This window comes from Pseudoxanthomonas sp. CF385 (assembly GCF_900104255.1).
Taxonomy (GTDB): Bacteria; Pseudomonadota; Gammaproteobacteria; order Xanthomonadales; family Xanthomonadaceae; genus Pseudoxanthomonas_A.
Map to the genome: position 1 here is coordinate 60,832 of NZ_FNKZ01000002.1, position 23,141 is coordinate 83,972.

Genomic DNA, 23,141 nt, shown 5'->3' on the forward strand with positions numbered 1-23,141 from the left:
CCGCAGGCGTAGCCAGCGTCCGAAAGCGCGCTTGAGGTTGGTCATGACGAGCCTGTGGGGGCAGGAATGTCCTCATCCTCGCACCCGGCCCCACTCGCGAAATGTGAAGACCTGCGAGGCAGATGCCATCCGTGCCGCTGCGCGCAGCGTGAACGTCATTCCACGGAGGGCGGCAACTTGCTCAGCGTGTGGTGACCTTTACTCTGTCGGCTTCTACGGTCTTCACACCGTGTACTCGCAAGCGCTCAGGCGTGGCATGGATCGCTCGACGCATCCGCCGGGGACGCCGGACAAGTTTGCTGCAAGGCACTGTTGAGCGACCACCGGACAGGCTGCATGATCGATGAGAGCCAGAGACGAAGATCCAGTCGAGGCTCGCTTTGGGTCGGGAACGGACCCCTGGTGTTTCCACCCTCTTGCCAGAACTCACTTCTCCAGCACGTCGCGCACGCGTGCCGCAAGCTCCTGAAGCGTGAAGGGCTTTCCGATCAGGTTGACGCCGGGGTCCAGCACACCGTTGTGGACGACGGCGTTGCGGCTGTAACCCGTGGTGAAAAGCACCTTCAGATGCGGCCACCGCCTGCAGGCCTCATCCGCCAGCTTGCGTCCGTTGGTCTCCGGCATCACCACGTCCGTGAACATCAGGCTGATGGAAGGTTCTTCCTCGAGAATACGCAGGGCGGCCGCGGCGCTGTCCGCGGAGAAGACGTGGTAGCCAAGCTCGGTCAGCGCGTCGACGGAGAACTGACGCACCGCCAGCTCATCCTCGACCACTAGAATGACCTCCTGGAGCTCGCCGCGGGGAAGCGGATGGGCGATCGTCACGACGTCGGTTCCCACGTCCGCGCCAACTTGGCGTGGCAGGTACACCTTGACGGTGGTGCCGCTGCCGATTTCGGAGTAGATCTTCACGTGGCCGCCGGATTGCTTCACGAAGCCGTAAACCTGCGACAAGCCCAGCCCGGTGCCCCGACCGACCTCCTTTGTGGTGAAGAACGGATCGAACGCTTTCGCGATGACCTCGGCCGGCATACCGGCGCCGGTGTCGGATACCGCGATGAGCACATACTGTCCGGGTGCGACACCAAGATTCCCTTCCGCATAACCATGATCGAGGTAGCAGTTAGCGGTCTCCACGGTCACGCGCCCGCCCTCGGGCATCGCGTCGCGCGCATTCACCGCCAGGTTGAGGATCACATTCTCCAACTGATTGGGATCGGCATGCGTCCTCCAGAGGCCGCCTGCCAGTACGGTCTCAAGCCGAACGTCACCACCGAGCGAGTGGCTCAACAGGTCCGACATCCCTGCGACGAGCTTGTTGGCGTCCAGCGACTCGGGCTGCAATGGTTGTTGGCGCGAGAAAGCGAGCAGTCGCTGCGTGAGTTGTGCTGCACGCCGCGCTGCCTCCATCGCGATGTCCACGTAGCGCTTGGCGCGAGCGTCCTCGGGATCCAATCGCCCCGTCAGAAGATCCAGCGGACCGATGATCGCAGCCAGCATGTTGTTGAAGTCGTGCGCGATACCGCCGGTTAACTGTCCCACCGCTTCCATCTTCTGGCTCTGCCGCAGCGCATCCTCCACGCGTATGCGCTCGGCGACCTCTTCGGCGACCCGGCTTTCGAGGCGCTCGTTGAGCTCCCTGAGCTGCGTTTCGGCCGCCTTCCGCGCCGTAACATCGATCGCAACGCCGACCACGCGCGTGCAGCGATCGCGTTCGAACAGACCTCGTCCCTTGGCGGCTACCCAACGTGTCACGCCGTCCTCCTTGCCGACGGTCCGGTACTCCACGTCGTAGAGCGCCCGCTGCGCGGGGTCGGCCGCAGCGGCGAACGCCACGCTCGTTTTCTCCAGATCTTCCGGATGCAAGCCGGCGTAAAAGTCCGCCATGGAGCAGGGAACATGCGGCGAGATGCCAAACATGGCCTTCGTCCGCGCAGGCCAGATGAGCAGGTCGTTGACCAGGTCCACGTCCCAGAAGCCGATGTCGGACGCTTCCGTCGCTAACCGCAAGCGCTCCTCGCTTTCTGTCAGGGCGGCCTGGGCGGCCTTCCGTCCGGTCAGGTCGAGCATCGCGCCGATCATGCGGATCGGCTCGCCTGCCGATCCACGCAGGACTGTCCCGCGGTCCAAGATATCGGCATAGGCGCCGTCGGCGCGCCGGAAACGATACTCGGCCGACCATACGTCGCCGCCATGATCGATCACCGCGTGGATGCTGTCGCCGATCCTCTCCCGGTCATCGGGATGGATATTGTCCAACCACCATTGGGCGCTGCTTTCCAGTCGATCATGGCCGAACAACGTGGCCAGTGCCTCGTTCCAGATCACGTGACCGTCCGCCATGCGCCAATCCCAAATTGCATCGCTCGTGGCGAGTGCGGCGAGGCGGTAGCGCTCTTCGATCTCCCGATGGCTGGCTTCGACCGCTTTCCTGTCGGTTATATCCAACGATGCACCGATCAAACCGACGATCTGTCCGTTCGCATCCCGGAGCGGTGCCTTTGTCGACAGCCAGAAGGCACGCTTCCCATTCGGATAGTTCACTTCCTCTTCCAACTGCTCCATCTGGCCTGACGCCATGATGCGTGCGTCGGCGGCCATGACGGCCGCAGCCTGTATCTGGTTGTCGAGCAATTCGGCATCCGTGCGTCCTAGGTACTCCTCCGGCGGCCTGCCGATCAGGTTCGTCGTACCGCGATTGCCGATCAGCAGTCGACCCTGCCGGTCCTTGGCGTACACGACACCTGGCACCGCTTCCACGAACGTATTGAGCAGGCCTTCCGCCCGATCCCGAGCCTCTTCGACGCGCCGCCTTTCACTGATGTCGATCAGCACGCCAGGGAAGCTTATGGCTGCGCCGCTCGCATCCAGATTGACCCACCCGCGCGCTTCGACCCAACGCCACGCGTCATCTCCATGCCGGGTCCTGTACTGATGAACGTACTGTCCTCCGCGCGATATCGCGTCTTGGATGGCGGCATCTAGGCTGGTTTGATCCTCCGGATGAACGGACCGGATCAGGTCCTGAAGCGTCCGGCGTCCACCGCTCGGGTCCAGACCAAAAGCCCGCTCCAGCGCCGGATCCACCGTGACGGCATCGGCCTTCACATCCCAGAACCATGTTCCGATGATGGCACCCGCCGCCAACGCCACACGGACGCGTTCGCCATCCAGCGCATCTAGAGGCAGGTACGTAGATGATTGCGGCATCGGACTGTCCCTCGGGACGAAACGGCACATTGACGAATCAACCGGGGACGGCCGCCAAGCCGCCCACATCCTCGTCCAGTCTAGCTAATCTGGTCGCGCGGGTGTGCATGGGACTGAGCGTAGATCCAAGGCGAAGCTCATGGGCATCCTCGCCATGACGCCCGCCTTCCTGTACATCCCTGCAGCCTGGTACGCCACGTTCATGGACAGCGCGACGCACCACCCTGCAAGCCTCCTCAATGGCGCGAATCTCCCGATGTCCACTTCGGGTCGGAAGCGCACAAGCGCTCCTGGTCGCAGCCTGTCGAGATGCGCTACCGGGCAGCGGCTCCAAGTGAAGTTAACGAACATCGGGGCATTGCAGCGGTAGATACCGCGCTCATCCCCATAGGGAAATGCCCCCGCCACACGTCTACCGTGATGGATGGGCGCTATTCGCGGCCCGTGCACCGACGGACGATGATCAAAGACCACCCGAACCCATACCTCCAGGCTTCGCTCCGCGAGCTGTCCGCCTCCCTTGAACGGTGTGCAGGCCAACTGCAGACGACGAAGGGGACCGAAGAGCGCCAGGATATGGCGCACCTGCTCCTCGCCGCCGCCAAGCGCCTCGCCCCCAAGGACAAGCGCCAGGGAGAGCCGATCAGTCGCGTACGCGCGGGAGCGGAGGTCCTGCCAGCGTTCTGGCCGCACTACGAACTCGAGAAGCGCGCGATGCGCTGGCACCTGTTCCACCAAGCCGCCGAGGCCGTCGGCCTCACCCCTGCGGATCTCGATGAGTACCTCGCACTGACGGGGCGGCCCCTGATGGATCGCGTGCTGGAAAGCGAGGAAGGCTACCGCGAGGCCCTGGATTGGATGGAAGAAACCCGTCGGGTGGGTGACCGGGCTTCCCGCCGCGTCGAGTAGAACCACAGGCAACATCGCGCGCCTGCACGTGTCGGCACCTGACGATGGGTAGACCGGGCTTCGCCGTTGGAAGCCGCTTCGCTCAATCCATCCTGCGTGCGTCCGCCGTTCGCTCGCCCACCCACACCTGCATCTCCAACGTCTGCAGCCAGCCGTGAGGGGTCAGGAACGCCACGTCGGCCGCATCTCGCCCGTAGGCGACCACGATCCGGCCACCGCGGGGCGCGGACTGCGTCGGGTCGAACGTGTACCAGCGGCCGTCCAGATACGCCTCGAACCAGGCATGCAGATCCATGGGTTCCAGCCCGTACAGGTAGCCGACCACCATCCGGGCAGGAATGCGCAGACTCCTGCACAGCGTGATGCCGACATGGGCGTAATCGCGGCAGACGCCGGCCCCTGCGGCCAGGGTGCCGAGCGCGTCCGTCGTGGCGTCGCTCACACCGTACCGGTACTCGATATGGGCGCGGATCCATTCCACGATGGCGCCGACCTGGCCATTGCGGGGATCCGCCGCATCCACGATGGCCTGCGCCTGCTCGAACGCACGGTCGCTTGGGCAGTAGCGGCTCGGCAGCAGGTACTGCAGCGTGTGATCGGGCAGGAGCGCAGCCGGCGCGGGCGCGACCCAGGGCGCGACCGCAATATCGCGCTCGGTTTCCACCTCGAGCTCGGCCCGGATCCGCATGCGCCCACGCGGCACCACGAAACGCTGGCACAGGTTGCCGAACACATCGACGTATTCGGTCGGGCGGACATGGGGCTCGAAGGCATAGGTTTCGCTGATCAGCCACTGCGCCTCGCCACTGCGCGGCCGCAGCATGGCCACCACCGCACAGTCCTCGGTCGACTCGACCGTCAGTTCGCATCCGGCTAGCAGATGCATGTTCGAGCCGAGGAAAGAAGGAGAGTCATGGGGCGAGCGCGGTCCGTTCGAGGCTCGACGGAATGTCGTCACGCATCCTCTCACACCCCGCGCGCGTGTCGCGTGAGAAGCCTACGAAGTGCCGCAAGGCAGCGAGGCCGCCGGTTCGCGGGCACTTCCTCAGTACCCCAGCAGGTGGGGATTGCCACGCCACGCGACATAGTTGAGCGCCAGCGCAAAACCGACCCAGCAGAGGTAAGGCAGCAAAAGCGCGCCGGCGGCCACCCGCACCCGCCAGAAGATCACCAGGGTCGCGAGGATCAGCACCCAGAGCAATGCGATATCGACGAAGGCCATGCCGCCCTGACGCCAGGCGAAGAACAGCCAGCTCCACAGCGCATTGACGACCAGCTGGGCGAGGAACAGGAGCAGCGGGCGGCGCTGCCGCGCCCAGCCTCCCTCGCGCCACACCAGCCAGGCAGCGACCGCCATCATCCCGTAGAGCAAGGTCCAGACCGGCCCGAACACCTGCGCAGGAGGTGCCCAGCTCGGCAGCGCGAGAGAACCATAGAAGGAGGCGGCAGCGATGGACGCCCGTGCGCCGATGCCGGCCACGGCATAGCAGGCCAGTAGCCATCCCACCAAGCCAATCAGTTGTCGGGTTCGCGTCATGAGGTGCTCCATCGTCGGGTGGGAACAGGACGTGCAGGCAGACACAGGACCGTCATCGTGCCGCACCGATGTCGTCGCTCAATGAATGCCCGCTCCCCGTTTACTTTCACCGTCGCCGGCTGCACACACGCGTGTTTGCGCACACCCGCGACGTTCTTCTCGCATACGGTCTGCGCGCAGCACTGGATGCACGCGCGCCTTCCGCCTGCGATAGCCGACAAGCGGCGATGGCGCATACAGCGAAGTCGATACCTCGTGAAGGCTTTTGAAAGCTCGCTTACGTAATGACGTGCGGTGAATCCAAGCGCGCATGCGTCCGCGTAGACGTTGCGCCTACCGTCGGTAGGCATGACCACTTTCTTGGGAGAGGCACATGCGCATCAATGTCTTGGCCGCCTTGCTACTCGCGGCCGCAGGTCCTGCTTACGCCGCTGGACCCGAGCAAGGAAAGTTCTCGATGTCCGTCTTCGGAGGCGTCGACATGCCCATCAGCGGCGATGTCCACTCCGGCGCCGTGGCGCCCGTTCCCGATCTCGGGCCGTTGAATCCGGACTTGGCGGGCGTCAGCGCGGAGTTGCGGATTCGCTCCCGCAGCCACGACCAGATCTACGGCACAGCCAGGTCGTTGGGCCTGGAAGTGGGCTATGGACTGAGCGAGCGGAGCGAAGTATTCCTTCAGGCCAGGGAGACCAGCACCGACGATGGCCGCGTGCGCGTCGGTGCCGCCTACGTGCCGGCGCTCGATACCGAGCTCGACGTCTTCGGCACGTTCTCGGACTACGACGCGTACACGTGGGAGGTGGGTTACCGGCGTTTCTTTCGCGATGGCGGCCGGGTCAGGCCGTTTTTCGCGGCGCGACTGGGTGCGACCGAAACCGATGTCATCCGGGCCACCTTCGAGATTCCCGACGCCGCGATCACGATCCCGGATGCGCCGTTCTACGAGAAGGCCTGGGCGCTGAGCGGCGGGCTCGAGGCCGGCGCGCAGATCACGTTCACCGAGCGCTTCAGCATGACACTCGCCGCAGGGGTGAACTACATCGACGATCTTTCCGACGACGATTCCGCGATCGCCGGGCTTGGCCTGGCGGCCATCAACGATACCGGCAGCCGTGTCTCGATACCGATGTCCATCACCGGCCGCTGGGACTTCTGAGAGCGTCCACCGGCGGGCGCGGCAACGTGCCCGCCGCCCCGCCAGATGTCGGCGGCACCCGCACGCGGACCGGATGCCGCGCACAAAAAAGGAGGCGCGCTGCGCCTCCCACCCTCAATGTATATACCGGTCGGGGGCTTGCGGCAAGGCCCGGTGCGGGCTTCAGTATCGCCGGCCTGTCGATACGGCAGGCCACGAGAGCGTCATGTCCATGCGCGATACCGAGATCTACTACCACGGCACAAAGGCCAGGCTGGCGCCCGGCGACCTGATCGCTGCGGGCTACACCTCCAACTTCGGCACGCGCCGCATCGCGAAGTACGTCTACCTGACCGCGATGCTGGAGGCCGCCACATGGGGCGCGGAGCTTGCCGTCGGGGAAGGCCGGGGACACCTCTACATCGTCGAGCCGACCGGCCCGTTCGAGGACGACCCCAATCTCACCAACCAGCGCTTTCCCGGCAATCCCACCCGCTCGTACCGCACGCGCGAGCCGCTGCGCGTGGTCGCCGAAGTGAACGGCTGGATAGGCCACACGCCCGAACAACTCGCCGCCATGCGCGATCGCCTGGCCGAACTGGATCGGCAAGGCGTGGAGGCCATCGAGGATTGACGTGCGATCGCCTGCGAATCACGCAGGCGCGGGGCGAGAACCCGGGGCAGCGTCGCTACTCATGGAGAGCGCGGCCTGCCCCTGCCCTGGCGACATCGTCCCACCCGCAATGCGGTTCGCTGTGCCGACGCGCACAGGCGGACGCGCCTTTCAGCGACGGCGTACGCGCTTCCCGTCGTTGCTTGCGGTATCCGCGCGACTTTGCGCGAACTCCGGGAACGTCTCCGCGAGCGAGTCCTTGTCCGGGAGGATGTAGAACACCCCGCCCTTCTCGAAGGTGGTCTGCATGATCCGCTCGTAGAACCCGGGCGAAACGTTGATGCAACCATGGGTGATGCGGTTGTCGTCGGGCGTTGCCGAGGCCAGGCGCTCGACGCGCTTCTCGGCCGGCACGCCGGTGGCGGTCGGGTGGATGGAGACCGCGGACTCGTAGTCCACCCACAGCACGCGCCCGGCGTCGATGGACGGGCCGAAGCCGCCCACGAAACGACCCGCAGGCGTCGTGCGATCACGACCGGGAATTTCGCGAAGCGCGAGACCCGCGACGCCCGGCGCCGTGTGATCGCCGACCGCCGAGCCGAACAGCCCGGGCGCTGCGCCGCGGAGCTTGCCGTCACCGCCGAACACCAGAATCTGGGCAGCGGCCTTGTCGATGATCGCGAAGGGATACCCCTGGCTGTCCTTGCTTGCGACGATCCAGCCCGCAAGCTCGATCACCGTATCGGAGACTTCCTGGCCGGGCGGAAGCTGGTCAGGGCTGTTTTCCGCTTGCGCGGCAGCCTTCTCTTCAGCGGTCTTCTCGTCAGCGGACTTCTCTGCGCTGACCTTCTCTTCGCCGGCCTTCTTGGCACCGGCCTTCGCGGCACTGGCGCCGAAACTCGCCAACGCCAGCGTCATGATCAGCGCGCTGCCAGCGGTCCGGATCGCGGAATGGATGCAGGTACGGATGACGCGATTCCTCAAAACACGGATGGGATCATGAAAGAAGCCCGGTGGCCGCAACGGCCACCGGGTTCTGTTTCACACGGTTCGCAACACGTCGCGTCAGCGCGATCAGCCGCGCGGCACGCGGCGCGGTGCGGCTTCGAGCTGCTGGACGCGGCGTTCGATCTGGTCGAGACGCTGATTGGCCTGCGTCGCGGACTGATTGGCCGACTCGGCGCTCTGGGCTGCGCCCTGCACCTTGGTGTCGAGCGAATCGAGGCGCGAATTGATGCCGGCGAACTCGTCGTCGTACGTGGCGCAGCCGCTCAGCGCAACGCCCGCAACCAACGCCACACCGAGCACACGCGCCGTCTTCATGTATCGCTTCGTCGTAAACATTCAAATCCTCCTTCGTCTGGGGAGTCGGAATATAGCGGCGTTTGCCACCGCTGCTGCAACCTGCCTTCAGGCTGGAGTGGTCTACGTGCAAGGACTGTGAAAATGGGACGCCGTTGGTCGTCTGATCGTCGTCTGAAATGCGCAATACATCACTTTCCCGCGCGCACCATTGCCGTGGGCGCTCGTGCGCCCAGGAGCCCGCCCAAGCGCGTGGAGCGCACCAATGCGTGGTAACCGAGCAGGCAGAACCCGAACGTCGCCAGCACCGAGGCCACGAACTTGATGCCCCAGGGCAGATTCACGTCAAGCAAACGGTATTGGAGGGCGAACAGGATCGGCAGGTGGACGAGGTAGATCCAATAGGATGCATCCGAGAGGTAACGCAGCACGGCATGGCGGCGGTTCAACCAGGCCTTTCCGGCGACCAGGCAGGCGCAGGTCATCCATACGCTGATGTAGGCCTCGAGCACCGCCATCGGCCAGGAGGCGGAAGGATCCTGCACGCTGGGCGCGTGCCGATCCAACAGGACCCAGAAGATGCCGTAAAGCACCAGGCTGGCGGCCAGCAGCCACAGTGCGAGGCGCCGGAAGCGTTCGAGCATGGCGTCGTGGCCATACAACAGGTACCCGAACGCGAAGAGCGGCCCGTAGTAACCGAACGCCCAGAACTGCGGCAGGAGGCTTTCCGGCGCCGGATGGGGCGCGCTGACCGAGGCCAGTGCCGGCACCAGCAGCAAGGGCAATACGCCCAGCATCCAGAAGGGACTCAGCGCGCGCACGCGATTTCCGAGTTTCTCCAGCCCGAAGTTCCTCGCCGACCACACCAGCACGTAGAAGAACAGCAGGTAGTAGAGGAACCACAAATGGCCGGTGCCGGGCAGCTGCTCGGGCAGGCCTTGCGTCTGCAGCAGCTGCCGGATGACCGCGAGCAAGGGCGACGGGTGCTGCACCGTCGCCGCGGCGTGCAGCGTGCTGTACTTCAGCATCACATGCACGAGCGGCAGGAAGATCACAAACGGCAGCGCGATGCGCGTGAAGCGATTGCGGAAGAATCCGCCCATCCCGCGCTTCGCCACCAGCATGGCCGCGAAGAACCCGGCGACCACGAAGAACAGCGGCATGCGGAACAGATGCAGCAACCAGATGCCCACGTCGACGGCCGTCGACGACGCGCGATCGGCCGTGGGAACGAAGTCGTGCGCGAGCGGACTGTAGGCGAGCGCCGCATGGAACAGCACGCCCGACAGCATGGCGAGCGCCCGCAGGTTGTCCATCGCGTGGAGGCGATCGGGCGCCGACATGGCGGCGTCAGTAGAACGCTTTCTTGCGGCAGTGCACCCAGCCGGTGATCACCAGCACCGCGATGCTCCCCACGATTTCCACGAGCAGGATGGCGACGGCGGGCAGGCTCCAGACGACCCGCTCGGTGCTCACGTTGTGGGTGATCTCGGGGATCTGCCCCAGCAACATGATGAAAGGGTTGATCAGGACCATGCTGCCGATCATGGCGAACGTGTTCCAGCCCTCCGATTCCACCGCCATGGCCACGCTCAGGGAGACGCTGTAGGCCAGGGTCACGAAGCCGAAGATCAGGATGGAAAAGACGACCAGTCCATCGGGCAAGGGCGTGAACGCGATGACGGCCAGGGTGCCGACGGACAGGATCAGGAACGGCACGAAGAACGTCACCAGGTTGCCGAGCAGTTTCGCCAGGTAGAAATCCAGCGGCGTGAGCGGCAGGCTCATCACGAAAGCCAGCGTGTGCTCCTTGCGTTCGACCAGCAACGAGGTGGAGATCGAGAAGCAGGAGATGCCGACCATGACGACGAGCAGCAGCAGCGAGCCCAGGTAGAAGCTCCAGCCCTTGGCCATGCCGATCAGGCAGAGCGCGAAGATGCCCCCGGTCACGTAGGCCGCCAGCTGCTTCTGGAACAGCACCCAGTCTTTGAAGATCAACTGCTTGATCACGGGCAGGTTGAGTTCGAAGCGCTTCATGCCGCACCTCCAGCGCGCACGGTGGTGACGAAGATGTCTTCCAGGCTCATCGCCTCGGCGCTGCGGATTTCCAGCCCCTGCGCCTGCAGGCGGCTGAGCAGTCCGTCGTTGAACTGGCGCACCCGCAGCTCCAGCAGCGAGCCGTTCTGGCGCGTCATCGCGATCTCGGGCCATGCATGCTCGTCCGCCGGCCACGTGCCCTGGCAGATGATCCGGCGCCAGTCGTCGAGGAAGGACTCCTTGTCCTTGGACGCGAGCAGGCGGCCCTGGTGGACGAAGCTGATCGTGTCCGCCAGTTGCTCGATATCCCGCGTGTTGTGCGAGGAAAACAGCACGCTGCGGGCGTCGTCGCGCAGGATGTCGGCGAGCGCCTGCAAGACCTCGTCGCGCGCGACCGGGTCGAGGCCCGTGGTCGGCTCGTCGAGCAGCAGCAGCTTGGGGCGGCGGGCGAAATTCAGCAGCAGCAGGGCCTTGACCCGCTGCCCATGCGAGAACCCGGCGAGCGTCTGCTCCGGCCGCAAGTCGAAGCGACGAAGCAGGTCGGCCGCGTAGGCCTCGTCCCAGCCGGGGTAGATCGCGCGGATGAAATCCATGTGCCAGCGCAGCGTCTGGCTCTTGTACAGGCGCATGTCTTCCGACGCGAAGCCCAGCTCCTTCTTGACCGACACCTGCTGCGCCGGCATCGCGTAGCCCAGCACATCGACGGTGCCGCTATCCGCCCGCGCGAGTCCGCTGAGGATGCGCAACAAGGTGGTCTTGCCGGCGCCGTTGACGCCCACCAATCCCATGATCTGGCCCGCGGGCATGGTCAGGGTGATGTCCTGCAGCGCAAAGCTGTCGTAGCGCTTGGTCACGCCGGACAGGGCGAGTGCAGCGGTCATGGCGTGGATCCTCCGGAGGTGTCGGGCGTGGGCGCGGCCTGCTCGTCATCGAGCATGTGCCGTATCTCGTTGCGGGTGATGCCGAGCCGCGCGGCGCAGGCCAACAGGGCGTCGAAGTGCTGGGTGAATTCGGCGCGCAGCAGGTCCGTGGGCAGGTCCGAGGACTCGGCCACGAAGGAGCCCATGCCGTGCCGGGTGACGATGATTCCCGCCAGCATCAGGTCCGCGTAGGCGCGCTTGACCGTGATCACGCTGACCCGGCTGGCGCTGGCGAGCTCGCGGATCGACGGCAACGCCTGCCCCGGCTTCCAGTCGCCGGCGATCACCTTGGCGGTGATCTGGTCGACGATCTGCTGGTACATTGGCGTGCTGTCGGTCGTCGACAGGAACAGTTCCGCGCTCACTGCCACCCACTGTGCATACTTGATATGCACAGTATGCACAGCATGGACTGCCCTGTAAAGCGGTCGTTGAGGCCGTCAACGATCGGCTCGGGGAAGGACTCGGGAAGCGACCTCAACCAATGACCGTCGCTCACGACGACCGGGGCGCGACGGTGACACGGATGTGCCGGGCGAGGTATTGGATGGCGCCTTGGCATCGGGCACGGACACGCCCTGATGTCCTCACCATTCGCCTTGTATCGTTACGGAAGTACGGTTCAAGGAGCTAGCGCATGTCGCTTCTACTCGCAGCACTGCTCGCGACTCATGCAGCCACTGCTGTTCCAGGTCAGTGCACCGCGCCAGCCCGCGACCATGTCGGAGAGCCTGGTTGCTATCTCTCCGCAGAGATCGAGATCGAGGCCCCGAACGGTGAGCTCTATTGGCACATCTATGCGTTTCCGACGCTGATCGATGCCCGCGTCGCCGCCACGCACGCTGGGCAAGCCGTGGCCACAGAAGCGCATGGCAAGGCATGGCTTCATGTGCTGGGTGACGCCACGCCACCCCCGATCGAAGGCGCGATCTCCAAAGCGTCGATAGGCCCCATTCGTGCACCTTCGAAAGGCCGCATGCGCTTGCTTGAATCTTGGTTTCCGCCAGGCATGAAGACACGTGCGCACTCTCATCCGGGACCCGAAGTCTTCTACGTACTCGAGGGCGAACAGTGTGTTGAGACTCGCGACGGCACCGCACTCGTGGCGGCTGGAGAACACTACATCCTCGATTCAGGGGCGCACTTGCAGGCATCGCCCGAAGGTCGGCGAAGCCTGGTCCTTCTGATCATGCCCGACGACACCCCATGGATGAGTCTCGAGTCCGACTGGAATCCCAAGGAAAGTTGCTCGGGAACGTAGATCGGCTCGATCTCCGAACCGCTCCGCCGTCGGCAGCGTACGGCACCGCATAATCGGCGCCCGAGACAATGGAAGCACGACAGGCATGAAGACGATCGGACTGATCGGCGGGATGAGCTGGGAATCGACGGTGCCGTACTACCGCCAGGTCAACGAAGGCATCAAGGCCCGCCTGGGTGGCCTGCATTCGGCAAAGGTCGTGCTGTACAGCGTCGACTTCCACGAGATCGAACAGCTGCAGCGCGACGGCGACTGGGACACCGCCGGCGAGGTGCTGGCCGACGCTGCGCGCCGCGTGCAGGCCGCCGGTGCCGACCTGCTCGTGCTGTGCACCAACACCATGCACAAGGTGGCGCCGCAGATGGAGGCAGCGGTGTCGATTCCGTTGCTGCACATCGCCGATGCCACCGGCGCGGCCATCACCGCCGCCGGCCATCGAACGGTCGGCCTGCTCGGCACCCGCTTCACGATGGAGCAGGATTTCTACCGCCAGCGCCTGCAGGACAGGCACGGGCTGCAGGTCCTCGTGCCGGAGGCCGACGACCGTCGCCTCGTTCACGACGTGATCTACGACGAACTGTGCCGCGGCGTCATCCGCGATCCCTCCCGCGAGGCCTATCGCCGCGTCATGGACGACCTGGTGGAGCGCGGCGCGCAGGCCATCATCCTCGGCTGCACCGAGATCGGCCTGCTGGTGGGTCCGCAGGATGCGCGCGTGCCGTTGTTCGACACCACCGCCCTGCACGCCAGCGCCGCCGTGGAGGCCGCGCTGGCGGAGTAAGGCTGACCGCAGGACTACCAGTCGATACGCAGGTCCAGCGACGCGTTGCGTGCCTCACCCAGCGTGTCGAGGTTCCAGTATTTCCGGTTGAACAGATTGTTGATGTTGCCGGTGAGCGTGGCGCTGCGGCCGCCGATCGTGGTGTTGTAGCGGAAGCCCGCATCGGCCACGGTGCGACCGGGAATCAGCACGCGGTTGGCGTCCTCGTAATACTGGTCGCCCGAGTAGCGGACGTTGCCGTGCAGGCTGAAGCCCTGCAGGGCAACGGGACGGTACTCCACGTTGGCCACATACTGCCGGCGCGACGAACCCGCCGGCCGGTTGCCGACCAGGCCCGCGCTCTCGGGCGACAGGTCCTCCAGGCTGGCATCCATCCACAGCCCGCCCAGCCCGATGTCCAGGCGATCGGTGATGCCGACGCTCGCGATCGCTTCGAAGCCGCGATACAGCGTCAGTCCGTCCTGCACGAGCCAGCGCTCTTCGCCGCGCCACTGGTCGATCTGCGCGGCACGTTCGACGCGGAACGCGGCGGCGGTGAAGCCGAACCGCCCGGTCTGGTACTTGGCGCCGAGCTCGTACTGCTTGCTGGTCGTGGCATCGAGCACCTCGCCGGCGTTGGCGTACGGCGGCTCGCTGTCGAAGCCCACGCGGCCGCCCGACTCCAGCGACTCCACGTAGCTGCCGTAGATCGACACCTCGTCGATCGGCTTGTAGATCAGCGCCACGGTGGGCGTCAGCGCCGACGTTGCATAGCGCGAGTCGACGTCCGGATCGCCATCCCGGTCGCGCTGCTCGTAGTCCACGTAACGCACGCCCAGGATGGCCTGCCACTGCTCGCCGATGTGGATCGTGTCGCTGGCGAACACCGCCTGTTGGCGCTCGTCGTAGCTGAAAGGCGCCCAGCTGAAGTCCGGCACATGCGTGGAGAGGAAATCCAGCCGCTGGTAGAGGTTGCCGTTGAAGTCGTTGCTCCAGTACCAGTCGTTGCCCCAGCGCTCCCACGTGCGCAACGCGGACACGCCGAACACCAGGTCATGGCGCAGGCTCCCGGTGCCGACCTGCCCGGTGACCAGCACCTGCGCCACGCTGTTGCGCAGGTCGCCGGCGAAGTTGTACACGCTGCCTTCGTAGTCGCCGGCCTCGTTGAGCAGGTTGCCGAACATCTTGTTGGAATAGTGCTCGCGCCGACCGGCGCCGACGGTGACGTCGATGTTCCAGTTCCCGTTGATGCGCCATTCCAGGCCGGTGGTGACGTTGCTGGTCACCGCCTTGTAGTACGAATTGCGTACGCGGACGTTCTCGTAATCGTAGGTCGGCGTGGGCAGGCGCTCGCCTTCATAGGTGTCCCAGTAGAAGTAGATCGGCTCGTGCTTGAGCTTGTTGTCCTCGTGCAGCACTTCCGCATGCCACACCACGCGATCGCTGATCGGCAGGTCGACGGCGAGCGCGACCAGCGTACGGTCGATGCCGGCCCCGTTGTAGGCGTCGCCGCCCTCCCTCACCAGATTGGCGCGGTAGCCCAGCGAATCCGGTCCGCCGAGGTGCTCGCTGGCGTCGACATGCAGCGAGAACGCGTTGTCGTTGCGCCAGCCCAGGGTGGTGGAGAACAACGGACTGGCGGTGGGGCGCTTGGTCCGGTAGCTGATGATGCCGCCGGGCGCGCCGAAGCCGTACATGAAGCCGCCCAGGCCCTTGAGCGCCTGCACCGATTCCACGGCTTCGAGGGGGTACTCGCCGCCCCACTCCATCAGCATCGGCACGCCATCGACGTAGTGATTCGTCACGCCGATGCCGCGGATCTGCGTGCCCCACCAGTTGGTCGTGGCCGAAGGCTCGGCGGCGTACACGGACGGGTCGTTGATGAACACCTGGCCCAGCGTGGTGGCGCCGCGCTTTTCGATGTCCTCCTGCTCGACCACGGTGACCGAGAAGGGGGTGTCGAGCAGCCGCTTGGTGCCCAACGCACCGGAGCTCGCATCGAGATTGAGGTTCAGGCCCAGGCGTTCGCCCTTCACCTGGATCGTGTCGAGCGTGACGGCGGCATCCGATGCTTCCTCGGCGGCGTCCTGCGCGAGCGCGGTGGCCGGGGGGGCGAGCAGAAGGGCGAGCGACAGGAACAGCGGCTTGCGCGCATGCGCGCGGGGGAAGCGGGTCGACGACACGGAATCAGCCTAGGGCACGGGGAGTGGCTGACTGCGTGGCGCAGCGGCTGATGGGCACAGTCTAGCAAATGCGAACGGCTCGCAATTGATCCAGATCAAGGCCGCCCCGTCGGGAGGCGAATGCTTTATGGGGCGAGATAGAAATCCATCGGAATCAGCTCGACGGCCCACCCGCCCTCCTCGCCCAGGGTCGCCGCCGGATGCATCGACGCGATGCGCAGCGCTTCGTCGGGGCTGTCCGCCTCGATGATGAAGAGGCCACCCACCACTTCCTTCGATTCGGTATAGGGCCCGTCGCTGACCTGCGTCTTGCCGGCATTCGGCCGTAGCGTGCGCCAGCCTTCCAGATCGCCCAGCGAGGCGGACACCAGCACCTTGCCGGTCGCCCGCATCTTCTCGTCCAGGGCGGGACACTGGCTCACCAGCGCCTCGACGTCGTCAGGGGCCATGGCAGCGAACCTGTCGGGGGTGAAATAGGCGAGGCCGAGGTACTTCATGGCAGTTCCTTGAGTGCGGAGATGTCTGGGCGACGAAGTAGGAGGACGAGAATCGACACACGGGACGAGATCTGAACAGCACTGCCGCCGATCCGATCGCATCCGGCCAGGAGCAGGATGCCTCAACCCGGTCGCTCAGTGAGCCCTTTCGCTGTCAGCTCCAGGCGTCGCGTGGGGTTGAGCGCGTCCAGGAAGTGGGCGTCATGACTGACCACTACCATCGCGCCTTCGTAGTCCTGAAGCACCTTTTCCAGATGCACGACAGCATCAAGATCGAGATTGTTCGTCGGCTCGTCCAGCAACAGCAAGTGGGGTGCCTCGTCCGCGTACAACACGCTGGTCAGCGTGGCACGTAGGCGCTCGCCGCCCGACAACGCGCTGACGGGGAGCTGCATGCGGTCACCGCGGAAGCCAAGACGCGCCAACACATCGGCGCGCTGCTGGGATGGCAGGCCAGGGGCGACGCGCGCGAAGTTCTCGGCCAGCGACAAGCCGGATACCAGCTGATCGAGGCGTTGGCTCAGATAGACGACCCGGCGACGGCTGATTCGGCGCTCCCCACGGGTCGGTAGCACGTCCCCGGCCAAGATCCGGAGCAACGTCGTCTTGCCCACGCCATTGTCACCCGTCAACGCGATGCGCTCGGGGCCTCGGATGGTCATCGTCACGCCGTGCTCGCCCCATATCACTCCCTCGCTCCCGTTGGCCTGCGCGCGCTCCACCGTCAGCACATGCTGGGTAGGACCCACCCGCGTGGACGGGAACGAAAAGCGAGGCGCTATAGATGTCGCTGCGTCCAGCTCCGCACGCCGCAGCGCGTCACGCACTTCCGCAAGGCGGGCGCTGTGCACATCGGCCGCCCTGCCCGCCGATACTTCCGCGCGACGTGCCAGCGTGCCGGCGACGATCCTGGGCACGCCGGCATCGGGGAGCGTCCGCCGGGCATTCGAGGAGCGCCGCTCCGCGCGCTCGTGCGCCTGCTGCCTGTCGACTCTCTCGCGCCTAAGCTCCTTGCGAAGATGCTGCACCTGCTGCTCTGCTGCGGCCTGTTCCCCGTCGGCTACCGCACGATAGGCGCTGTATCCGCCCCCCACCATGCGCAGGCGCACGGGCTGCAGTTCGGCGATCTGCTGCATGCCCTCAAGCAGGTCGCGATCATGGCTGGCCACCAGTACACAGCCGCGGAACGCATGCAGCACGTCGTGCAGCCGTCGGCGTGCGGCACGATCGAGATGATTCGTGGGCTCGTCCATCAGCAGAACGTCGGGGTTGCGCAACAACCTGGCGGCCAACGCCAGGGACATCGCCTCGCCTCCGCTGAGCGTGGCGACCTTCCGCTGGAGCGGCATGTCGCCGAGGCCAAGCATGGCCAGCTGCGCCGCGATCCGCTCGCGCAGATCCCAATGGCCATCCGCAGCGTCCAGCTGCGTCGCATCGGCCGTACCGGCGAGCACAGCGTCCACCGCCACCAGTGCCTCGGTGACGCCCAGCACGTCCGCGATGGTGGCGTTGGCCGGGAGCTGCCAGCGTTGAGGGAGATACCCCCACTTGCCCATGATCTCGATGGTGCCGGCCTGCGGCGCCAGCTCGCCTGCCAGCAAGCGCAGCAGCGTGCTCTTGCCTGCGCCATTGGGCGCGACCAAGCCAACCCGCGAGGGGCTCAGGGTGAAGGACAGGTCGGCGACGACGGAACGGCCATCGGGCCAGGAAAACGAAAGATGGGAGACGCGGATGCGTGCACCGGACATGGGTTCCTCCTCGGATCGCGCCGCATGCGCGGGCGATCAATGGACAAGGCACCCGGTCGGGCCAGGCGCGCGTTCTTGTCAGGGGAACGGTTCGATCACACGTCCGGCAACTCCGGCGACATCAGGATGAAGGGGTATTGTGGCAGCGCGCGGTGCGTCAGGGCTGAATGGTTCGCGACGCGCCCTCAGGCAGGATGACTGTCGCTTGCAGGCCACCCCCTTCACGCGGGGAGAGCCGCAGGGAGCCACCCAACGCCTGCGTCAGCTGCTGGGCGATGGCGAGGCCGAGGCCCGTACCGCCGGTGGCACGGCCGCGTGAGGGTTCGAGTCTGTGGAACGGTTTCAATGCCGCTTCCAACTGGTCGGCCGGAATACCCGGGCCGCGATCGAGCACATCGATACACACACGCCCTTCCCCGTCGATGCGCAGCTGCGTCTCCGCGCTGCCGGCGTGGGCCAACGCATTGTCGATCAGGTTTTGCAGGACGCGCCGCAGGACCTGCGGATGCGTATCGCGTGACGCCAACGTGCCTTGCAGCAGCTGCACAGGACGACCTGCATCCTGGTAGTCGCCTGCGATGCTCTCCAGGAAGGCTGTCAGGTCGACATGGATCGCCGGCCCGAGCGTCACGCTCGCGCTCCGCGCGTAGTCCAGCCCCTCACGCACCAGCTGGCTTACCTGATCGATATCACCGAGCAGCTTGTCCTGGCTGGGACTGGCCTCCATGGCCTCCACGCGCAGGCGCATGCGGGTGATCGGTGTCTGCAGGTCATGGGAAATGGCGGACAGGATCTGCGTGCGCTCGCTGACATGCGCCGCGACGCGCGCCTGCAGCGCATTCAAGGCCTGCGCCGCCTGGGCGACCTCCCACGGTCCCTCCTCCGGAAGGGGCACGTTGTTTCCTGCAGGGTCGAGGCATTCAGCGGCAAGGGCAAGCCTCGCCAACGGACGGGTCGCCAGGCGCACTGCGACGCCCACGCACAGCAAGAGCACCAGCACCTGCGCAGCGAGCACCCAGGGCAGCCACGTCGCCACCGGCATGGGCGCTGGCGTGATCTCGATGGTCAGTGGCTGCCCATCGGCCAGGGTCAGTTCCACCTCGTAGCGCTCAGGCATGGAGGAAACAGTGCGCGGGCGCAGCGGGTAACGCTGGTCCAGTGCGTCGTCTATCAGTCCGGTCACCTGGCGGGAACGCTCGGTAGATAGCGGAGCGCCGGCCGCCGCCGGCCGCAGGAGGTAGCGGTAGGTCCTCCGCTCCAGGCGGGGTACCCACGCTGCACGCTCGTCGGCCGGCAGGTGTTCGAGCAGTGCCACGCTGACGGGAACGTCTTCGTAGAGGTTCCTGAGCATCATCGAACGCGTGGCGTCCATGCGCTCACCGAACAGGAGCGCGAACGACAGGCCATGCGCAAGCAGCAGTCCGACCCCGAGGATGAGGATCAGACGCGCGCGCAGCGTTCCAGGCAACCAGCGCGGGGACTGCATGACGGTCATGCGTCCCCACCCTCCAGCACCACCGGCTGACTGAACACATAGCCCTCGCTGCGAACGGTCTTGATATAGCTCTGTTCGCGCGCGCCATCTCCCAGACGCTGCCTCAGGCGGCTGACCAACAAGTCGATGGAGCGATCGAACACGTCGGCATCACGCCCCTGCGTGAGGTTCAACAACTGGTCCCGGCTGAGCACGCGCTGCGGATGATCGATAAAGACGCGCAGCAGACGGAACTCGGCACCGCTCAACGGATAGGCCGTGCCCTGCGGGTCGAGCAAGTGCCGTACGGTGGTGTCCAGTCGCCAGTCGCCGAAGCGGATCCACCGGCTGGCCTCCGACACCTGCAGGTTCGGCGGCAACATGCGCGCACGTCGGATCACGGCATTGATGCGCGCCAGCAGTTCGCGCGACGAGAACGGTTTGGTCACATAGTCATCCGCCCCCATCTCCAGGCCGATGATCCGGTCCGTTTCGTCATCGCGTGCGGTCAGCAAGACGACCGGCACCGCACGATGCTTGCCCGCGCGCAGGTTCCTGCACAAAGAAAGGCCGTCTTCTCCCGGCATCATCACGTCCAGCACGACCAAGTCGACATCGCTGGTATCCAGCGTCGCCTTCATCTCCCGTCCATCCGCTGCCAAGCTGACGCGCAGGCCGTTGCGACGCAGGTAGTCCCCGACCATCTGGCGGATGTCGCGATCGTCGTCGACGACGAGGATGTGATCGGTGTGGGACGACATGCGTGAGACTCCGGGATGCGGGTGGCAGGGTGAACTGCCTTTCGCCGCGCATGGTAGCGCCTGCCGTTGGCGGGACGGCGCCCCGACGACACCGGCTTTGTATCGGAATGTATCCGGCGCAGGTTTCGCGGCATTGGCTGACAAATCAGCGGCCCTCGCGACACGTGGCGGATAACCCGGAAGCGCGAAATGCGTCCATCGCCAGCGGACGACCCGCCGGCATCACCCGAAGGACGCGACATGCAGTCTCCCAAGATTTCCTCCCCCAACGCCGCGTTGGTGTTCGGCGGATCACGCGGCATCGGCGCCGCCATTGCCCAGCGATTGGCCCGAGAAGGCCATCCCGTCGCCCTGACCTACGCCTCGCGCAGCGACAAGGCGGCGGATGTCGTGGCAACGATCCGTGCAGAGGGCGGCCAGGCCATCGCACTGCAGGCGGATGCGGCGGACCACCACGCGATCACCGCGGCCGTTGCGGATGCCGAAGCCCGGTTCGGTCCGCTCCGGGTCGCTGTCGTCAACGCGGGCATCTACGAGGGCAGCCCGCTGGACCAGTTCCCGCTGGACACGCTCGACCGGATGCTGGCGGTGAACGTCCGCGGCGTCTTCCTGGCGATCCAGGCGTCCGCCGCGAAGATGGCCGAGGGTGGCCGCATCGTCACGATCGGCAGCAATACCGCCCAGCGCAGCGGGTCGGTCGGCAGCAGCGTCTACGCGATGACCAAATCGGCCGTGGCCACACTGGTGCGGGAACTCGCACTGGATCTGGCGCCGCGACGGATCACCATCAACAACATCCAGCCCGGCCCCATCGAGACCGACATCACGGCCGGCTTCCTGGAACACCTGATCCAGCGCAACCCACTCAAACGGGTGGGACGCCCGGAGGAGGTCGCGTCGCTGGCGGCCCATCTGGTCAGTGCCGAGGCGAGCTACATGACGGGCGCCAGCCTGACGATCGATGGCGGTTACTCCATCTGAATTGACCGCGGCGCGTACGCGCGCGCCGCGCTTCCCGATCCATCCCTTCATCCACCCTGCTGGAGGATTCACCATGTTCCCGATCCCTGCCTCGAACCCTCGCCGCCCGCGTGCCCTGTCATGGCTGGCAAGCGCCTTCCTGCTGTTCGGCGGCACCGCATTTGCACAGCCGACCTCGACACTGCCGCCTGAGTTGGTGGCGAACAAGCTTGTTGACGCAGGCGACCTGCGCATCGGCTATGCCGATCTCGGCCCCGCCAAGGGCGAGGTCGTCATCCTGCTGCACGGCTGGCCGTACGACATCAACAGCTATGCGGAGGTCGCGCCGCAACTGGCGGCGCGGGGCTACCGCGTGATCGTCCCGCATCTGCGGGGGTACGGAACCACCACGTTCCGCTCTGCGGACGCGCCGCGCAACGGGCAGCCGGCCGCCCTCGCCTCGGACGTGATCGCGCTGATGGACGCCCTCAAGATCCGCCGGGCGACACTGGCCGGCTACGACTGGGGCGCGCGATCGGCGGACATCGTGGCTGCCGTGTGGCCGGAGCGGGTCAAGGCGCTGGTGTCGGTCAGTGGCTATCTGATCGGCAGTCAGGAGGCCAGCCGCAAGCCGCTCCCGCCGTCGAGCGAGCTGCAGTGGTGGTACCAGTTCTATTTCGCCACCGACCGCGGCCAGGCGGGGTACGCGCAGTACACCCACGACTTCGCGAAGAAGATCTGGGAACTGGCGTCTCCGCAGTGGACGTTCGATGACGCCACGTTCAAGCGCAGCGCGGCCGCCCTGGACAACCCGGACCATGTGGCCATCGTCATCCACAACTATCGCTGGCGCCTGAGCCTGGCCGAAGGCGAGCCGAAGTACGCAGCGTTGGAGCAGCGTCTGGCCCAGGCCCCGGTCATCAGGGTGCCGACCATCACCATCGAAGGCGATGCCAACGGCGCACCGCATCCGAAACCGGAGGCCTACGCCACCAAGTTCGTCGGCAAGTACGAGCACCGCACGTTCACGGGCGGCGTCGGCCACAACCCGCCGCAGGAGTCGCCTGCCGCGTTTGTGCAGGCGGTCGTCGACGCCACGCATCTGTAACGGAAGGGGAGCGCACCATGATCGACTACGCGCTGGCCACGCTGGCCGGCATGGCCACCATCCTGTCGCCGTGCATCCTGCCGGTCCTGCCGATCGTGCTTGCCACGGGCTCGGGCGGCGACCGCACCGTGCCTGCCTGGATCATCGCGGGCTTCGTCACGACCTTCGCCACCAGCGGTATCCTGCTCGGCGCGCTTGCGTCGTCGTCGGGCGAGCTGCAGGCCAGCATCCGCACGGGCTCCATCTTCGTGCTGCTGCTGGCCGGCCTGGCGTGTTTCTGGCCGGCCCCGTTCGAACGCACCGTCGCCTGGGCGCAGGCGCAGTGGCACCGTGCGCGCCCGACCGGCGTCGCTCTCCCGCAGCTCGGCGGACGTCCGGGCGCACTGCTCATCGGTGCTTCGCTGGGGTTGGCATGGACGCCATGCGCGGGCCCCGTTCTGGCGTCGGTGCTGGCGCTGGCGACCCGCGCACAGGCGCCTGCCGAAGCCAGCGTGCTGCTCGGGCTGTATGCCCTCGGCGCCGGCATTCCGATGCTGCTGATCGCCTACGGCGGACGCTGGATCACGGCACGCCTTCCGCTCCTGCAACGCCACGCCGACCTGCTGCGAAAAGGATTCGGGGTGATCGCCGTCGCGGTCGCCGTGCTTCAACTGTTCCAGTACGACGTCCTGGTATCCGCCTGGGCCACGCAGTGGCTTCCCCCTCTCTCGCAAGGACTCTGATCCG

22 protein-coding genes are annotated in these 23,141 nt (G+C 65.9%); 8 read left to right on the top strand and 14 right to left on the bottom strand.

Annotated features, from left to right (window positions below; translation table 11 throughout):
* Positions 1–426: 426 nt before the first annotated feature.
* Entirely contained in the window at positions 427–3,210 is a 2,784-nt protein-coding gene (locus BLT45_RS10475) for a PAS domain-containing hybrid sensor histidine kinase/response regulator (protein WP_093301865.1), read from the bottom strand.
* Between the two features lie 459 nt (positions 3,211–3,669).
* Between BLT45_RS10475 and BLT45_RS10485 the strand changes: the two genes are divergently transcribed.
* Entirely contained in the window at positions 3,670–4,119 is a 450-nt protein-coding gene (locus tag BLT45_RS10485) for a hypothetical protein (RefSeq protein ID WP_139187996.1), read from the top strand.
* Between the two features lie 82 nt (positions 4,120–4,201).
* Here BLT45_RS10485 and BLT45_RS10490 read toward each other — a convergent pair whose 3' ends face one another.
* Positions 4,202–5,005: a transglutaminase family protein gene (locus BLT45_RS10490; RefSeq protein WP_093299081.1), complete on the bottom strand. Its 804-nt coding sequence runs from the start codon at positions 5,003–5,005 to the stop codon at positions 4,202–4,204.
* Between the two features lie 159 nt (positions 5,006–5,164).
* The gene (locus BLT45_RS10495; RefSeq protein WP_217629558.1) at positions 5,165–5,668 is read right to left on the bottom strand and encodes a TspO/MBR family protein; all 504 of its coding nucleotides are present in this window, start codon (positions 5,666–5,668) and stop codon (positions 5,165–5,167) included.
* A gap of 361 nt (positions 5,669–6,029) precedes the next feature.
* Between BLT45_RS10495 and BLT45_RS10500 the strand changes: the two genes are divergently transcribed.
* Positions 6,030–6,812, top strand: a complete 783-nt coding sequence (locus BLT45_RS10500) for an autotransporter outer membrane beta-barrel domain-containing protein (protein WP_093299086.1) — start codon at positions 6,030–6,032, stop codon at positions 6,810–6,812.
* 205 nt (positions 6,813–7,017) lie between these two features.
* Positions 7,018–7,425, top strand: coding sequence for an NAD(+)--rifampin ADP-ribosyltransferase (arr, locus tag BLT45_RS10505; protein WP_093299090.1), 408 nt, complete (start codon positions 7,018–7,020; stop codon positions 7,423–7,425).
* 150 nt (positions 7,426–7,575) lie between these two features.
* On the opposite strand, the gene BLT45_RS10510 is transcribed toward arr, so the two are convergent.
* The 6 genes from BLT45_RS10510 to BLT45_RS10535 form a co-directional block, all read right to left on the bottom strand.
* The gene (locus BLT45_RS10510) at positions 7,576–8,322 is read right to left on the bottom strand and encodes a L,D-transpeptidase (RefSeq protein ID WP_093301872.1); all 747 of its coding nucleotides are present in this window, start codon (positions 8,320–8,322) and stop codon (positions 7,576–7,578) included.
* 156 nt (positions 8,323–8,478) lie between these two features.
* On the bottom strand, positions 8,479–8,748 hold the full coding sequence (locus tag BLT45_RS10515) for a hypothetical protein (protein ID WP_093299095.1): 270 nt from the start codon (positions 8,746–8,748) through the stop codon (positions 8,479–8,481).
* Between the two features lie 149 nt (positions 8,749–8,897).
* Positions 8,898–10,049, bottom strand: a complete 1,152-nt coding sequence (locus BLT45_RS10520) for an acyltransferase family protein (protein WP_093299100.1) — start codon at positions 10,047–10,049, stop codon at positions 8,898–8,900.
* Positions 10,050–10,056: 7 nt separating this feature from the next.
* Positions 10,057–10,743 (bottom strand): ABC transporter permease, encoded by a 687-nt coding sequence (locus BLT45_RS10525; RefSeq protein WP_093299103.1) that lies wholly within the window; start codon positions 10,741–10,743, stop codon positions 10,057–10,059.
* Positions 10,740–11,624, bottom strand: a complete 885-nt coding sequence (locus BLT45_RS10530) for an ABC transporter ATP-binding protein (protein WP_093299108.1) — start codon at positions 11,622–11,624, stop codon at positions 10,740–10,742. The genes BLT45_RS10525 and BLT45_RS10530 overlap by 4 nt, the downstream gene beginning before the upstream one ends.
* Positions 11,621–12,034, bottom strand: coding sequence for a GntR family transcriptional regulator (locus tag BLT45_RS10535; RefSeq protein WP_254771859.1), 414 nt, complete (start codon positions 12,032–12,034; stop codon positions 11,621–11,623). The genes BLT45_RS10530 and BLT45_RS10535 overlap by 4 nt, the downstream gene beginning before the upstream one ends.
* Before the next feature lie 266 nt (positions 12,035–12,300).
* Between BLT45_RS10535 and BLT45_RS18155 the strand changes: the two genes are divergently transcribed.
* Both BLT45_RS18155 and BLT45_RS10545 read left to right on the top strand, forming a co-directional pair.
* Positions 12,301–12,924 (top strand): cupin domain-containing protein, encoded by a 624-nt coding sequence (locus tag BLT45_RS18155; protein WP_139187997.1) that lies wholly within the window; start codon positions 12,301–12,303, stop codon positions 12,922–12,924.
* 85 nt (positions 12,925–13,009) lie between these two features.
* Positions 13,010–13,705, top strand: coding sequence for an aspartate/glutamate racemase family protein (locus BLT45_RS10545; protein ID WP_093299118.1), 696 nt, complete (start codon positions 13,010–13,012; stop codon positions 13,703–13,705).
* 14 nt (positions 13,706–13,719) lie between these two features.
* Here the strand turns inward: BLT45_RS10545 and BLT45_RS10550 are convergent, their stop codons facing one another.
* From BLT45_RS10550 to BLT45_RS10570, 5 genes are all read right to left on the bottom strand, one after another.
* A complete protein-coding gene (locus BLT45_RS10550) occupies positions 13,720–15,867 on the bottom strand; it encodes a TonB-dependent siderophore receptor (protein WP_254771860.1) in 2,148 nt (715 codons plus the stop codon).
* A 125-nt stretch (positions 15,868–15,992) separates the two neighbouring features.
* On the bottom strand, positions 15,993–16,364 hold the full coding sequence (locus BLT45_RS10555) for a YciI family protein (protein ID WP_093299124.1): 372 nt from the start codon (positions 16,362–16,364) through the stop codon (positions 15,993–15,995).
* A 122-nt stretch (positions 16,365–16,486) separates the two neighbouring features.
* Positions 16,487–18,112, bottom strand: a complete 1,626-nt coding sequence (locus tag BLT45_RS10560; RefSeq protein WP_093299128.1) for an ABC-F family ATP-binding cassette domain-containing protein — start codon at positions 18,110–18,112, stop codon at positions 16,487–16,489.
* A 157-nt stretch (positions 18,113–18,269) separates the two neighbouring features.
* Positions 18,270–19,607 (bottom strand): sensor histidine kinase, encoded by a 1,338-nt coding sequence (locus BLT45_RS10565; protein ID WP_217629559.1) that lies wholly within the window; start codon positions 19,605–19,607, stop codon positions 18,270–18,272.
* Positions 19,604–20,347, bottom strand: a complete 744-nt coding sequence (locus BLT45_RS10570; protein WP_093299134.1) for a response regulator — start codon at positions 20,345–20,347, stop codon at positions 19,604–19,606. Before BLT45_RS10570 ends, BLT45_RS10565 begins: the two co-directional genes overlap by 4 nt.
* A gap of 240 nt (positions 20,348–20,587) precedes the next feature.
* On the opposite strand from BLT45_RS10570, the gene BLT45_RS10575 reads away from it, so the two are divergent.
* The 3 genes from BLT45_RS10575 to BLT45_RS10585 all read left to right on the top strand — a co-directional run bounded on the left by BLT45_RS10575 (position 20,588) and on the right by BLT45_RS10585 (position 23,137).
* Positions 20,588–21,328 (top strand): SDR family NAD(P)-dependent oxidoreductase, encoded by a 741-nt coding sequence (locus BLT45_RS10575; RefSeq protein ID WP_175455817.1) that lies wholly within the window; start codon positions 20,588–20,590, stop codon positions 21,326–21,328.
* Between the two features lie 73 nt (positions 21,329–21,401).
* Positions 21,402–22,415: an alpha/beta fold hydrolase gene (locus BLT45_RS10580; RefSeq protein ID WP_093299139.1), complete on the top strand. Its 1,014-nt coding sequence runs from the start codon at positions 21,402–21,404 to the stop codon at positions 22,413–22,415.
* Positions 22,416–22,432: 17 nt separating this feature from the next.
* Positions 22,433–23,137, top strand: coding sequence for a cytochrome c biogenesis CcdA family protein (locus BLT45_RS10585; protein WP_093299144.1), 705 nt, complete (start codon positions 22,433–22,435; stop codon positions 23,135–23,137).
* Positions 23,138–23,141: the final 4 nt, after the last annotated feature.

What these genes read in the sequence shown, in the direction of transcription:
- BLT45_RS10545 (WP_093299118.1), top strand. Translation starts at nt 13,010, where the DNA reads ATGAAGACGATCGGACTGATCGGCGGGATGAGCTGGGAATCGACGGTG.
- BLT45_RS10560 (WP_093299128.1), bottom strand. Translation starts at nt 18,112, where the DNA reads ATGTCCGGTGCACGCATCCGCGTCTCCCATCTTTCGTTTTCCTGGCCC.
- BLT45_RS10500 (WP_093299086.1), top strand. Translation starts at nt 6,030, where the DNA reads ATGCGCATCAATGTCTTGGCCGCCTTGCTACTCGCGGCCGCAGGTCCT.
- BLT45_RS10575 (WP_175455817.1), top strand. Translation starts at nt 20,588, where the DNA reads ATGCAGTCTCCCAAGATTTCCTCCCCCAACGCCGCGTTGGTGTTCGGC.
- BLT45_RS10515 (WP_093299095.1), bottom strand. Translation starts at nt 8,748, where the DNA reads ATGTTTACGACGAAGCGATACATGAAGACGGCGCGTGTGCTCGGTGTG.
- BLT45_RS10530 (WP_093299108.1), bottom strand. Translation starts at nt 11,624, where the DNA reads ATGACCGCTGCACTCGCCCTGTCCGGCGTGACCAAGCGCTACGACAGC.
- BLT45_RS18155 (WP_139187997.1), top strand. Translation starts at nt 12,301, where the DNA reads ATGTCGCTTCTACTCGCAGCACTGCTCGCGACTCATGCAGCCACTGCT.
- arr (WP_093299090.1), top strand. Translation starts at nt 7,018, where the DNA reads ATGTCCATGCGCGATACCGAGATCTACTACCACGGCACAAAGGCCAGG.
- BLT45_RS10570 (WP_093299134.1), bottom strand. Translation starts at nt 20,347, where the DNA reads ATGTCGTCCCACACCGATCACATCCTCGTCGTCGACGACGATCGCGAC.
- BLT45_RS10520 (WP_093299100.1), bottom strand. Translation starts at nt 10,049, where the DNA reads ATGTCGGCGCCCGATCGCCTCCACGCGATGGACAACCTGCGGGCGCTC.
- BLT45_RS10475 (WP_093301865.1), bottom strand. Translation starts at nt 3,210, where the DNA reads ATGCCGCAATCATCTACGTACCTGCCTCTAGATGCGCTGGATGGCGAA.
- BLT45_RS10580 (WP_093299139.1), top strand. Translation starts at nt 21,402, where the DNA reads ATGTTCCCGATCCCTGCCTCGAACCCTCGCCGCCCGCGTGCCCTGTCA.
- BLT45_RS10510 (WP_093301872.1), bottom strand. Translation starts at nt 8,322, where the DNA reads ATGACGCTGGCGTTGGCGAGTTTCGGCGCCAGTGCCGCGAAGGCCGGT.
- BLT45_RS10490 (WP_093299081.1), bottom strand. Translation starts at nt 5,005, where the DNA reads ATGCATCTGCTAGCCGGATGCGAACTGACGGTCGAGTCGACCGAGGAC.
- BLT45_RS10565 (WP_217629559.1), bottom strand. Translation starts at nt 19,607, where the DNA reads ATGACCGTCATGCAGTCCCCGCGCTGGTTGCCTGGAACGCTGCGCGCG.
- BLT45_RS10585 (WP_093299144.1), top strand. Translation starts at nt 22,433, where the DNA reads ATGATCGACTACGCGCTGGCCACGCTGGCCGGCATGGCCACCATCCTG.
- BLT45_RS10485 (WP_139187996.1), top strand. Translation starts at nt 3,670, where the DNA reads ATGATCAAAGACCACCCGAACCCATACCTCCAGGCTTCGCTCCGCGAG.
- BLT45_RS10555 (WP_093299124.1), bottom strand. Translation starts at nt 16,364, where the DNA reads ATGAAGTACCTCGGCCTCGCCTATTTCACCCCCGACAGGTTCGCTGCC.
- BLT45_RS10495 (WP_217629558.1), bottom strand. Translation starts at nt 5,668, where the DNA reads ATGGAGCACCTCATGACGCGAACCCGACAACTGATTGGCTTGGTGGGA.
- BLT45_RS10525 (WP_093299103.1), bottom strand. Translation starts at nt 10,743, where the DNA reads ATGAAGCGCTTCGAACTCAACCTGCCCGTGATCAAGCAGTTGATCTTC.